Raw genomic sequence first — 13,288 nt, 5'->3', positions numbered from 1 at the left:
TTTTATTTGTTTTGTTATAGCGCGTCGAAACGCGTGCTTGCTGGTCTATAGCAGGAGTTGTGCCAAGGCTCAAAGGCACGGTTTATTGGGGGAATGGTCGATAGATGAGCGGGAATCCGCTGGTTTTGAGGTGGGTGATGAGCGGAAATCCGCCGAGAATCACAACTCCCACCCCAACCCTCTCCCAGAGGGAGAGGGGGCTGATCTGCGGAGTCTGCTGTTGATTTAGTCTCCTCTCCCTCTGAGAGAGGGGGCTGATTCGCGGAGTCTGCTGTTGATTTAGTCCCCTCTCCCTCTGGGAGAGGGCTAGGGTGAGGGTTCTCGTGGCCTACTGGATACTTAAGAACGCCTCACGCACCAACCCATGGCGTTGCATTTTCTCATTCAGGGTGCGACGCGGCAGTTGCAGCTCGTTAAGCACCGCTTTGATGTCACCCTTATGCCGCGTGAGCGCGGCGCGCAGGCACTGCGCTTCAAAAGCTTCCTGCTGGGCGACCAGCGATTGCCCCACGCTGATGCCTTCCTCAATAGGCTCACCCAAGCCCAGCACATCACGCTCTGCAACATTGGCCAGCTCGCGCACGTTGCCCGGCCAATCGTGACTCAACAAACGTGATAACTGCGGCCCGCTTAAAGGCTCCAGGTTTCGGTTCAGCCGTGTGGCGGCGTTACGGGCAAAAAACGCATACAACACGGCAATATCTTCACGGCGCTCACGCAGCGGTGCCAAGCGTAACTCTGCCACTGTCAGGCGGTAGGCCAAATCCTCTCGAAAGCGCCCGGCGCGCGCCTCTTCGAGCAAATCAGGCTTGGTCGCGGCAATCACTCGCAAGTCCACCGTGATGCTCTGGTTCGAACCGAGTCGCTCCAGCTTTTGCTCCTGAAGGACCCGCAGCAATTTGGCTTGTTGAGCCAGCGGCATACTTTCAATTTCGTCCAGAAACAACGTCCCGCCGTCGGCATACTCCAGCTTGCCGATGCGCTTGCCCTGAGCGCCAGTAAACGCACCGCTTTCATGGCCAAACAACTCGGCCTCAAATAGCTGCTCGGGTATGGCGGCACAGTTCAATGCCACAAAAGGTTTGTCGGCCCGCGGACCAAAATCATGCAGGCAACGGGCGACTAGCTCTTTGCCGCTGCCGGTTTCGCCACGAATCAACACATTGACCGGCAAGGGTGCCAAATCCAGCACTTGGCGGCGTAAGGTATGCAAGCTTTGCGAAGCCCCCAACAAGCGCCCATCGATGTGTTCGCGCAACTCAGCCTGTTCTTGCAACCGGCGGTTTTGCAGCACCAAGTGGCGCTTTTCCAGTGCCCGACCCAAGCTGCTCAGCAGCGCATCCGGGCTGAAAGGTTTTTCGAGAAAGTCGTAGGCGCCCTCGCGCATGGCTTCAACCGCCATCGGAACATCGCCGTGCCCGGTCAGCACAATCACCGGTAAATCTGCATCCAGCCCCTGCAAGCGCGCCAGCAGGGCAAGGCCACCCATCCCCGGCATACGCACATCGGTCACCACCACGCCAGGGAAATGCTCCGCAAATTGTTCCAGACACGCTTCGGCACACGTGTACACCTGCACGTTAAAGCCGCTTAGGCTCAGCCATTGTTCAACGGCCGTGCGAATACTGGCTTCATCATCGACCACGATCACGGAGTTGAGCATTTTCAAATGTCCTGTGCGATGGGCAGCGTCAGGGTAAACATCGCACCCTGGGCGTAATTGCTGACGGTCAGTCGACCGCCAAGTTCATGGACGATGGCGTAAGACACCGCGAGCCCAAGCCCCAATCCCGCGCCTACCGGTTTGGTGGTGAAAAACGGGTCAAATACTTTGCCCAGATGTTCTTCACTGATTCCGCCGCCACTGTCGGCAACGGTCAAGTGCCACAATTGCTGGTCCGCCCTGATGCCGATGTCGAGGCGCTTGCAGGGTTTATCGTGCAAGGCGTCCAGCGCATTGCGCAGCACGTTGATCAAGACCTGCTCCAGACGGATCGCATCGCCGCGCACCCACGCCGGACGGGTCAGGTTCAAGTGAAGGTCGATGGGCTGCTCTTTCAAACGCGGCTCCAGCAGTTCCAGTGCATGGTCCACGACACTCGCCAGATCAAGGAGCTCGCGCAACCCGCTGGGGCTCTGTCGAGCGTAGGTTTTAAGGTGGCCGGTGAGGGCGGCCATGCGGGTGAGCATCTGTTCCAGTGGAATCAGCGCTTTATAAGCGTCGTCAACCCGGCCGTGATCCAGCAACAGGCGCAAGGTCGCCAGCTGCATGCGCTGGGCCGTCAGTGGCTGATTGATTTCATGGGCCAATGCTGCGGACATTTGCCCTAACGCGGCGAGCTTGGCGGACTGCACCAGGCCGTCCTGAGCCGTGCGCAAATCACGGGTACGGGCTTCGACCAGTTGCTCAAGTTCTTCACGATTGCGCTGGCGCAATTTTGCCAACCGCCAGCGCTGCAGTAAAAACAGGCCCAGAAACACCAGCGTTAGCCACAGGCCAATCGCCGCTAGCGCGGCATTGCGGGTGTCTTCGGCCGATATGGCGGGGCGGCGCAACAAGTGCAGGGTCCAGCCCTCGGGGTTCAACGCTTGGGTGCCCCACAAATAATCGACCGGGCCATCAGGGCCGTTGACCCGGGTCAAAAAGCTGTTGTCAGCAAAACTCTGCAGGGTGTGTGAAGTCATCAGCGTCAGGGGCTGCTTGTCGTATTGGCGTGTATCGGTAATGTCGTTGCGATCGCTGTCATTCAATTCACGCAGATGGCGATAGCGCCAGCCCGGTTGATTGGCGATAAACACAATGCCGCGCTTATCGCTGACCAGCAGGGTGTCATTGCCCTGGCTCCACTCACGTTCCAGCTCAGGAAACTCCAGCTTCACCACCATGGCCCCGAGGAACCTGCCATCGTCGGCGTGCACCGCGCTGGACATAAAGTAGCCCGGAATTCCACTGGTCACGCCCACCGCATAAAAGCTGCCGGTGCCTTGACTGCGGGTTTGCCTGAAGTAAGGACGAAACCCGTAGTTGTGGCCCACATAACTGTTGGAGGTGTTCCAGTTACTGGCCGCGACGGCCAGGCCTGTGCTGTCGAGTAACTCCAGGGTCGAGGATTGCGCGGCGCCGTTGATGCGTTCCAGTTTGCGATTGAGCTGCGCCTGCACCTGCGCGGTGATGGGCTGCGTCAGTGCGCTAATCAGTTCGGGGTCCAGGGCAAGCACTGCGGGCAATGCGCGATAGCGTTCGATCACCGTGTGCAGCGAATTGGCATACAGGCTCAGTTGCTCAGGACCTCGGCGGGCACTGTCTTCCAGCGCATGCCGGGTCGCCTGGCGCATGGCCCAGTTACCCGCGACAGCCGCACCGATCAGTATCAACACGGTATACAGCGCCAGACGCAATATTCGGGATGTTATCGGCATTGGGTGTAGCGCGCTTGAAAGGGGCGCAAACCATAACATGACATGCTTGAACGGTGGATACGAGGCGCACCTACAGTCTCTACTCGTGTATCACCTGTAATAAGTTTTAGAGACGAGTATTTATCTACGCCATCCCGAGCAGTGTTCCTGATTACCGTGGGTCAATTATCAAGCGGAATCCTGTATATGACGTCAAAATTTTCCCCCGTGCGTCAGCGCGCGCCCTTGCTCTTGTCCAGCACGCAGTGGGCAGCAAAAGAAGCTCTCTCTCACCTTCTGTCTATTGTCAACGACAACTTCTCTGTGCTGACGGATGCGCAAAGAAGACGCTACCCCCAACTTAATCGTGACGCTCAGGCGGCCATCAAGGCTGTGGATGACGAAATCAAGCGAATCAAGGACGCGTTCAAGGCCACTCATATTGCAGAACTGAAACGTGAGTTAAAAGCGATGTTGGGCCGTGAAATCGACCCTGAGCAAGCGCGAATCTATACGCACTATCGTGAACAGGTGGATTCGGATTTTATTGAATATCTGACACGCATCAGTCGTGGCGACAGCGCTCCGAGTGATGAAAGCTTCACCTTTATCCCTGCGCGCGTGTCCCGTGCAGCGGACGAGTCCAGGTTCAAGGAACACATTCGCTCAGTATCGTTGTGGGAAGCTGCCTGCGAGAATTTCAGTTATCGAACGGATTCTGTGTTGCTCAAGCCTTACAGTTACGAGCAAGCCAGTTACATCGATTACAAAACAGACTTGCCGAGGCACCCGGCAGGCCCGTTTATCAAACTTGTGCGCAAACTGGATTTTGGCACTAAGTTGAAAGCACAGCTGGATACGGTTGCCGGCACTCATGGCAGCTTGAGGCAACGTGTGGTCGCATCGGCTAATGCAACGTTTGAATTCGATTTGATGGAGGCTTTTCGAAACAGCTTCAGTACTAAAGTGCTGCGTGATGATTATGATCAACTGCTTCGTATGTTGAAGGGGGAAAGTGTTCCGCACATCTGGCCGTGCTCAATGGGGCTGTACAAGAGGACAATTCTTATCAATCCACTAGTGCCAATGGGTGATAACGGAAGGTTGCTCTTCGAATCTGATGTTGGCGTTGATTTTCATATTAACGAGGTCGGCACAAATGATTTTGCGCTGCCTCTGTTCATTATCAAGGTTGAGAACATCACGGGTGTTTACAGCTATTTTCCTCAACGCTTGGGCGGTGCGCTTTTATGGCACAAAGATGTGACGCACGCGTTTAAACAGTTTACCCAACAAATAAAACGTGATTCGTCTAGCGGGCAACTCGGTTGGTTGCTCAGGCATTTGGCGTTGAAAGACATTGGTCCCTTTACCAAGCTGCTGAACAATGAGCCCAGGCCCCAAGGTATGACATGGCTGGCGGGTGTTTTATATGACGGCTTTCGCGAGGTGTTTCCGGAACCCGATCTCGACAACTTGTACGTCAACGTTGATGTGACGGATAAACCCTCACTTTCCATTGCTCAGACCATCGCCAATCAGCAGCTTAAGCGTTATCGCGCCAATTTGAATATGTTGGCCTCCACCCATTCTGAACTTGACTGGAAGGCCTTCAAGGAAGCTTTGTCCGACCTGGCCAGTGAGGTGTTGGGCTTATTGACCACCCCTTTACCGGGGGGCGTGTTGGGGCTTAATGCCATAATGCAGGCTGCGGTATTTGGCTCTTTGACCTACAGCGCTTTGCAAGGCCTGAGGGAGGCGATTAAAGGCGAGAGCAATACCTTCGCCAGTGCGCTGGCGGATGGCATTGACATGATCATCAGTGCACGGCTGATCGGCGTTGCCGCTCAGTCTCACCGCCAGCGCATGCGCGCCCTGTGGAATACGTTGGGTCAGCCCCGTAAAGTCAACTTGCCAGACGGTACAGTTGAATTGTGGCGCCCGGATCTGAGCGCCTATTCGCACCTCGATATCAGCGTTTTGCAGCGCCTGACACCCACGGCAGAGGGGCTGTATCAGATCAAAGAGAAGGTCTACGCCAAGGTTCAAGAGGGTGATCAAACCCTCGCGGTCGAGGTCATTCTCGACAGGGAGTCTGGCCATTACCTGTTGAAATCGAAGCATGCGCAAACGGTTAATGCGCCTGTAAGGTTCGACCCGGACCGGCAAGTGTGGAGCCTGGCGCTGGATGATATTCAGACTCTGGACGATACGCAGTTGTTTCAGCGGATGTTGCCCACAGTCACGTCTGATGACGCGCATGCGGATATTGCACGGGTACTTCGCATTACCGGCACCACGCGTGAGCAACTGCAACGGGTTTGGCAAGGAGAGCCTGTTACGGGGCCGCTGGCTGATGGTGTCAGGCGGTTCCAGACGGACCAGTTGATTGACCAGATAATCAGTGATTTACCGTTACGCGGTGAAATGCCTGTTAATGCGGACAGTGCGGTGTTTGCAGTGTTAACCCAACTGCCGAATTGGCCGAGCGAAACCTTGCTGGAGGTATTCAATCAACAAGGGCAGTTAATCGAAACCTATGGTAAGGACTACCTGCCGGGTGCATCACTGAGCCGCGTCCAGCTCAAGCGCCGGGATCATGGCGTCTATGTTGCCCGTAACGATGTTTCCCATGGCAGTGCCGAAGTTGAGCAACTTTTCACCTTGATCCTTGATCAACTCCCGGCGGGATCAACACTGGGGCTTGAAGATAATTCCGGCATCAGCAAAACCGGAAGAATTGCAAAACTGCGAGACCAAATTGCCAATCAGGCACGAGAGGACAAGCCACTGCTGTTCAAGGCCCTTACAGGGCTTGAGGGGCATAAACGCAGCGATCCTGTTGCCAGTGCAGATCCGGCCAAAAAGTATTTGCCGCTGCTCTATCCCCCGATCTTGGATACCACAACACCCTTGCTGGCCAAGCTGCATGAACTCAACCCTTCGTTATCAATTGAGTGCCTTGAACAGTTGTTGATCGCTCATCCGTTCACCGCTCACCAGACAGTTCGTGCGCTGGAGCAGAATACGCAGCCGTTGCCGTTCTCCCAGGCTGCTGATCGGCTGAAGATCAAGTTGCGTGTCGATCTGGCGCTGGACGCTATTTATCATCGCAGGGCGTTCAACCCCGACAGTGATCGCTGGGTACGCGAGTTTGCCCGGGGTGTATTGCAAGACACCCTAGACCGAAAGCTGGTCGTCAAGGATGCGGGCAGCCCCGCGCCGGGCGAGGATTCCACGATTACAAAGCCTGACGAAAAGGACGTCATCCTCATACACCACGGTCAGGATACGTATCAGACCATTAGCTCGCGTAGCGGTAATAGCACCACGTTCAGTTTGACTCCCGATAGCTTCTTCATGGCCCTGAGCTGGTATCTCAATTATGAGGAGCGGTCAGCGTTGGGCATGGTAGGAGGCTCTAGCGCTAGCGATACCGCTACCGCCATACGCAAGACGTTGGGCGATGCCATGTTGAGAAACCGTGAATCCAGCGGTTTTGTGAACCTCTGGGATAGGACCACGGCTCAATATGAACGCAAGCTCGCACTCCCCAGTGATGGGCCGCAACGTGAGTTGGGGCTATACGAGATACAAGGTAAACACTACGTGTCGCTGTATGGCGCGGTCTATCAGGTTGAGTTTGATACCACACTCTTTAAATGGCGCATGGTTCATCCGGATAAGGTAGGCGTTAACACGCCCATTCTGGAGCACAACTACGATGGCGCCTGGCGCCAGAAAACCGAGAATCCGCAGCACTGGACCACACTTCAGCTGTTGCGCCGACTGCGTGCAGAGCCGACTTCCTTCAGGGATGAAGTGGGCCAACACATCATGGCGGTAAGCAATACCCGCGAAGGGGTGCTGCTGAACGTTCACATCAACAACCTCACGCCCCCGCCTTTATTAATAGACACCTGGAAGCGTTTCAAGATTCAGGACAGCATTAGCACCTTCGTCAAAAAAATGCAGGCGCACCATACCCTGACTGACGCGCGCACTGATTTTCAATTGTTGCTGATTCAAAGCTTGCCGGGCTGGCCACCCAACAAAGTTTTGAGAGTGGTCGACGCTCTAGGCAATACCTTGAAAGAGTATGGGCGTGACCTGAGCAGTGACTTGGCACGTATTCAGGTTGCTGCCGGTGAAATGGATAAAGGCCGCCTGATACGTACGATTGTGCTGAGTTTGGACGAGGCCGAAACCCGGGTTTTACTGGGCGAATACGACCCGATAGTCGAATCGCGCATGCTGAGCCTAAGCAAAAAGATTGCTGGCCATGCACTCAAGCGGGAATCCAACTTCTTCAAATCGATTTATGAAAGCCTGGAGCGCAGTGTTGAACCGCACGTTCAGTTGGTTCAAGGGTATTACCCCGACTTGCCAAAAAGTGTCATAGAACACCTGCTGGCTCATACGACCGCTCTTGAGCGTGTCAACTTTCTCGATAACAACTTGATTCCTCCACGGCTGGCTGAGCAGATTGGCTGGACGTCTCGGGAAGTGCAGCTGACCCGTGCCTATGAAGGTTTGTATTTGGGCGGTACTGCGAACCCCGACAGCGAAAAGCTTTCGCTGCATATGTTGCAATCACTGCCCGGATGGCCGGCCGCAATACGACTTGAAGTACGGCTCAATGAACCGGGTGGCGAACTGCTCGACAGCATTGGCTCTGCAGACGGTAGTGCGCGGGTCATGGTTAAGCGCGATGACCGTTATCAGGCGTATACGCCAGAGGGGCAGCCTATCAATGGGGCGTCTGTTATAGACAACAATTTGTTGTCTTCCATCTTGCACATGCTGGCACCGAACGAGCATCTGGCCATTGGGGTCAAGGATGACAAGGACACTCAGGTGCTGAGCGAGAAAATAAGAGAGCAGGCGCAAAAGCAGCGCAGCAACGTTAAAAAACTGCTGGGGCTGGAGCCGCCCCTGCCTCCGCGCATTCCCCCGATGAATGTCGATCGATCGTTTATAGCCTATCCGCTGACCGTAAGCCTTGGAGGTTCCAGTCATTCCATTGCCGTGCTCCGTCAAGTTCGGGCGCTCTACCCAGGCTTGAACTACGAAGGGGCGGTTCGATTTCTGGACGATTTGGGGGGGACAGAGGCCACGCAATTAGGTGTGCTGGCGCAAAATGTCATCCAGTTCGATGCAATGGAGGCACAACTTAATGCTTGGGAACAAATCCAGTTGTACCCCACTGGAACCAGCCATATGGGCATGGCATTGCCTGGTCACAGGCGTCGGGTACATGAGCTGATTGTTCGCGCTTGGCGCAGGGAATTGCCGCTCGAACTATCGCCTGATAACAGAGTGGTTGGGCCGACTCTCGATCTTCATGGTCTGGATGTGGGGGATTTGCCAGCCATCGTCGGCGATTTCAGACATGTCCGTGTGCTGAGAATGGATGGCATGAACTTACGTTCCGGGTCCAATGAATTTCTGAGCCAATTTCCCGACATACACATCCTTAGCATGTCGAATAACCGCATGTTCAGGGTTCCCCCCGCGCTTGCGAATATGCCGCATCTGAGATCAATTGAGCTGTCTAATAATCATATTGTGCTGTCAGCCGAAACGGCTGAGCTACTAACCAATAGGCCGCTGCTTGAAGGGCTTTCTTTGGACAATAACTCGATCAGCTTTCCTCTGGATGTCAGTCGAATGGTTGCTTTACGGAATTTGAGTCTGGAACATGCCGACCTGAGAACATTGCCGGTTGGGTTGTGGTCCTTGCCTCATCTTATATTGGCCAATCTGCGAAATAACGAAATTACCACTGTCCCGACAGCGGTTTTTGAAGTGCCAGCGCCCGCCAATGCCAATCGTGCTATCAGGCTTGCGGGTAACGCGATCGCCGATGATAGCCGTGACCGGATTATTGCTTACTGGCGAGAAACCGGAATCAATTTGGGCTATATCCCGGCAGTCGCCCATGCGATTGATCTGGCGCGGGTTTTACGTGGAGCAAAGGATATATCCCCCTGGATACTGACGAATTTGAGCGCCGTACAACAACAGGAAAAATCGCGGAAGTGGGCTTTGTTGGAAGGGTTTGGTGACCAGTCTGAAAAATTCTTCAACATGCTGGGTTTTTTTGTAGCTGATAAATCGAAAGTGACGCAAAAAGCGTGGGAGTTAATAACAGGTCGAGTGTGGGTGCTGATTGATCAAGTACTCGCAGACACCGTGTTGCGCGATTTGTTGTTGAAGTCGGTTTATTACGATCTTCGTACCTGCGGTGATGGGGCGATGATGATATTGGAGAACCTGGAAATTCAGGTGTTAATTCGTCAAGCCGAAATGAGCGTGGGTGAAGAGCAGGTTGAAGGAAGCTTGTTCAAACTGGCCAAGCAACTGTTTCGCCTCAGGCAAGTTGATGACATGGCTAACGCGTTGGTGCGAGAGCAGTTGCAAGCCGGGCACGATCGAGATGTGGCTGAGGTGCAACTGCTGTTTCGTGTAGAGCTGGTTAAGGTGCTTGATTTACCGACGCAGACCCACGAGATGATTTACAGCCCTGTTGTGTCCGATTTAAAACCGAGCACGCTCCAGGCGGGTGTCAGGGTGTTGGCCCTGGACGGTACGCCGACTTTTATGCACAGCATCATGCAAGAAAAGTTTTGGCGTGATTATCTGCAAAATCATTACGCCGAGCGCTTCGCTGCCATCGAAGCCGAGTTTCAGCGCGATTATTTGAAACTCTCTGAAGAAGAGGGTCTTTCGGACGAATTGGAACTGCAGCGCGGTCAAGAGCTCACAGTGAGCCGGGACCAGAAAATCGAAAGCCTCATTGAAACCTTGACGTTACTGGCCTACCAAGCCTCTCAAGCCACGAGTGTGTCGTAGTCTCTTTTAGGTGAGTCAGGCGACAGAGGGCGCAGGCCCTCTGATCGCCACCACACTTAGCAGCTGTTCTTCATACAGGCAAAACTGGGCGTCAAGCAAGCTGCCACAAGGCCACTCCGGGGAAAGATCAGTCAGTAGCCGCAGCTGTACTGACCCTGCCCGCGACCAGCTCAGCACTTCGGCGTGTTCAAAGTAAAAGCGCTTTTGTACCAGCGGGAAAAGCGCCTTGAACAGGCTTTCCTTGACCGAAAACGTCAGCGTTACCAGCAATCCAATGTCTTCAACCGGGCCTGCTGCCATTCGTTGTAACTCATCCGGCGTGAGGATCTCTTTGGCCAGTCGCTGGGCGCGTTCGGCGCTGAGCAAGTTCTCCAGATCCATGCCCACGCCTTGCCATTCACGCTTGAGAGCCACCAACGCGGCGGCCCGGCCATTGCTGTGGGTAATGGCTCCACTGATGTGCTCAGGCCAAACCGGTGCGCGGTCTTGCCCTATGGCAAGGGATGCGCAGGTGCCATCCAATTGCAGCAATGCCGCGCGCGCGCACAGACGTCCGGCCAGAAATTCGGCTTGGCGTTTGGCGACCGAGCGTTGAATACTGGCAGGCATGTCCAGAGCGCTGTTGGCGAAATCTTCAGCCTTCAGTTCGGTTGGGTTGAATTCGGTACTGAGCCACACGCTGCCCGGTAACGCTTGCGGCAAGGGCCAGTCAGCGCGAAATGTCGAGCAGCAGGCAGGTAAGGCAGGAAGTCGTTTCATGCCGGGCATTTTGCAGGGGATGAGCCATGCTATGCAATTGTTCAGAGTCCGTTCAGGGCTCAGCCCTTAAGGTATGACACTGGTTCGCATGGGAGAGCGCAATGAAACTGCTGGTGGTAGAGGATGAGGCGTTGTTGCGCCATCACTTGCAAACCCGTCTAAGCGAACGTGGACATGTCGTTGAGTCGGTGGCCAATGCCGAAGAGGCGTTGTATCAAAGCGAACAGTTCAATCACGATTTGGCCATGATCGACCTCGGTTTGCCCGGTATGGGCGGGCTGGACCTGATTCGCCAACTTCGTGCCCGGGGCAAGACCTTTCCGATTCTGATTCTTACAGCTCGTGGTAACTGGCAGGACAAAGTTGAAGGGCTCGCCGCCGGCGCTGACGATTACGTGGTCAAACCGTTTCAGTTTGAAGAACTCGAAGCGCGGCTCAACGCCTTGCTGCGTCGCTCCAGCGGCTTTACTCAGTCGACCATTGTGGCGGGTGAGCTGGTGCTGGACATCAACCGCAAGCAAGCGGTGCTGGAAGGCGAACCGCTGGCGCTGACGGCCTATGAGTACAGAATTCTTGAATACCTGATGCGCCATCATCAGCAAGTGGTGGCCAAGGACCGACTGATGGAACAGCTCTACCCGGATGACGAGGAACGTGATCCGAATGTGATCGAGGTGCTGGTCGGGCGCCTGCGACGCAAGCTTGAGGGGGCAAACGGCTTTAAGCCAATCGACACCGTGCGGGGTTTGGGCTACCTGTTCACTGAGCGCTGCCGGTGATTCGTTCGCTTCGCGTTCGATTGATGCTGGCAGCCACCTTGTTGGCGGTGCTGTTTATGCTGGCCTTATTACCGGCCATGCAAGGGGCGTTCAGTCTGGCGCTCAAGGATGCCATCGAGCAGCGACTGGCATCGGACGTGACCACGCTGATTTCAGCGGCGCGGGTCGAGAAAAACAAATTGAAGATGCCGGCGCTGCTGCCGGATGAACAATTTAACCTGCCGGACAGCCGCCTGCTCGGCTATATCTATGACCGCGAAGGTCATCTGGTGTGGCGCTCACGGGCCACTCAGGAAGAAACCATCAACTACACGCCGCGCTACGACGGGCGCGGCAATGAGTTTGCGAGCATCCGCGAAGGCAACGGGCAGGAATTTTTCGTCTATGACGTGGAGGTCAAGCTGCTGGGCGGCAAAAGCGCGGCCTTCAGCTTTGTCGCGTTGCAACCGATGCGCGAATACAACATGACCCTGGCCGGGCTGCGTGAAAACCTCTACCTGGGGTTTGGCGCCGCTTTGGTTGTTTTGCTGGCACTGTTGTGGATTGGTTTGACCTGGGGGTTACGTGCCTTGCGACGTTTGAGTCAGGAGCTGGACCAGATTGAAAGCGGCGAGCGCGAAAGCCTCAGCGAACAGCATCCGCGCGAGTTATTGCGCCTTACCGGCTCCTTGAACCGTCTGCTGCAAAGCGAGCGTGAGCAGCGCACCCGTTATCGGGACTCACTGGATGATCTGGCCCACAGCTTGAAAACCCCACTGGCAGTGTTGCAAGGGGTCAGCGAAAGCATGGCCCAGCGCCCGCAAGATCGTGAACAAGCATGGGTGCTGCAAACCCAGATTGAACGCATGAACCAGCAAATAAGCTATCAACTGCAACGGGCCAGTTTGCGCAAAAGCGGTTTGGTGCGCCATCAGGTTGAGCTACTGCCGGTGGTTAAAAGCCTGTGCGACACGCTGGGTAAGGTGTACCGCGACAAGCAGGTGAAGGTCAGTTACGACATACCGGAGTTGAGCCACGTCCCGATTGAACAGAATGCGTTGCTGGAGTTGCTCGGCAATTTGCTCGAAAACGCGTATCGCTTGTGCCTTGGCCAAGTGCGCATCAGCTTGCATCGAAATGCCCATGGTATAGAAGTCTGCGTTGAAGACGACGGGCCGGGCGTACCTGCAGATCAGCGGGCGCGTATTCTGCAGCGTGGCGAACGTCTTGATCGCCAGCACGCAGGGCAGGGGATTGGTCTGGCGGTGGTTAAAGACATTATTGAAAGCTACGACGCACAATTGACTCTGGATGACTCCTCATTGGGCGGGGCTGCGTTCCGGATTCATTTTCCTGCTGCGAACTGATACTACAAATCCCCAACCCGTAGTCGCTGCCTAGGTACGAAGGCTGCGATCGTGTGCGCAGCGCTCGCAAATCAAAGCCCCCTCGAGCTATCAGCATGAGTGTGTGATCAGATTTTACAGTCGCTTCGTCCCTCCCTATCGCAGCCTTCG

6 protein-coding genes are annotated in these 13,288 nt (G+C 55.2%); 3 read left to right on the top strand and 3 right to left on the bottom strand.

The features are described from left to right. Positions 1–328: 328 nt before the first annotated feature. Together GHN86_RS17660 and GHN86_RS17655 are read right to left on the bottom strand one after the other, a co-directional pair. Positions 329–1,663 carry a sigma-54-dependent transcriptional regulator gene (locus GHN86_RS17660; RefSeq protein ID WP_153376897.1) on the bottom strand — a complete coding sequence of 445 codons (1,335 nt, stop codon included), beginning with the start codon at positions 1,661–1,663 and terminating at the stop codon, positions 329–331. 2 nt (positions 1,664–1,665) lie between these two features. Continuing rightward, positions 1,666–3,420, bottom strand: coding sequence for an ATP-binding protein (locus GHN86_RS17655; RefSeq protein ID WP_153376898.1), 1,755 nt, complete (start codon positions 3,418–3,420; stop codon positions 1,666–1,668). 186 nt (positions 3,421–3,606) lie between these two features. Between GHN86_RS17655 and GHN86_RS17650 the strand changes: the two genes are divergently transcribed. After that, on the top strand, positions 3,607–10,254 hold the full coding sequence (locus tag GHN86_RS17650) for an NEL-type E3 ubiquitin ligase domain-containing protein (protein WP_194286153.1): 6,648 nt from the start codon (positions 3,607–3,609) through the stop codon (positions 10,252–10,254). A 15-nt stretch (positions 10,255–10,269) separates the two neighbouring features. Here GHN86_RS17650 and GHN86_RS17645 read toward each other — a convergent pair whose 3' ends face one another. Beyond that, the gene (locus tag GHN86_RS17645; RefSeq protein ID WP_153376900.1) at positions 10,270–11,013 is read right to left on the bottom strand and encodes a 4'-phosphopantetheinyl transferase family protein; all 744 of its coding nucleotides are present in this window, start codon (positions 11,011–11,013) and stop codon (positions 10,270–10,272) included. A gap of 101 nt (positions 11,014–11,114) precedes the next feature. Here GHN86_RS17645 and GHN86_RS17640 point away from each other — a divergent pair, with 101 nt between their 5' ends. Then, a complete protein-coding gene (locus tag GHN86_RS17640) occupies positions 11,115–11,792 on the top strand; it encodes a response regulator (RefSeq protein WP_122784656.1) in 678 nt (225 codons plus the stop codon). Continuing rightward, the gene (locus GHN86_RS17635; RefSeq protein ID WP_323369079.1) at positions 11,789–13,138 is read left to right on the top strand and encodes an ATP-binding protein; all 1,350 of its coding nucleotides are present in this window, start codon (positions 11,789–11,791) and stop codon (positions 13,136–13,138) included. Before GHN86_RS17640 ends, GHN86_RS17635 begins: the two co-directional genes overlap by 4 nt. Positions 13,139–13,288: the final 150 nt, after the last annotated feature.

It is taken from the genome of Pseudomonas helleri, assembly GCF_009600315.1.
Lineage (GTDB): Bacteria > Pseudomonadota > Gammaproteobacteria > Pseudomonadales > Pseudomonadaceae > Aquipseudomonas > Aquipseudomonas helleri_A.
The sequence above is the reverse complement of the archived record's forward strand: the minus strand, read 5'-3'. Positions and strand labels throughout refer to the sequence as shown.

Bases quoted from the DNA above. Each gene is read 5' to 3' on its own strand.
- GHN86_RS17660 (WP_153376897.1), bottom strand. From the start codon at position 1,663: ATGCTCAACTCCGTGATCGTGGTCGATGATGAAGCCAGTATTCGCACG.
- GHN86_RS17655 (WP_153376898.1), bottom strand. From the start codon at position 3,420: ATGCCGATAACATCCCGAATATTGCGTCTGGCGCTGTATACCGTGTTG.
- GHN86_RS17650 (WP_194286153.1), top strand. From the start codon at position 3,607: ATGACGTCAAAATTTTCCCCCGTGCGTCAGCGCGCGCCCTTGCTCTTG.
- GHN86_RS17645 (WP_153376900.1), bottom strand. From the start codon at position 11,013: ATGAAACGACTTCCTGCCTTACCTGCCTGCTGCTCGACATTTCGCGCT.
- GHN86_RS17640 (WP_122784656.1), top strand. From the start codon at position 11,115: ATGAAACTGCTGGTGGTAGAGGATGAGGCGTTGTTGCGCCATCACTTG.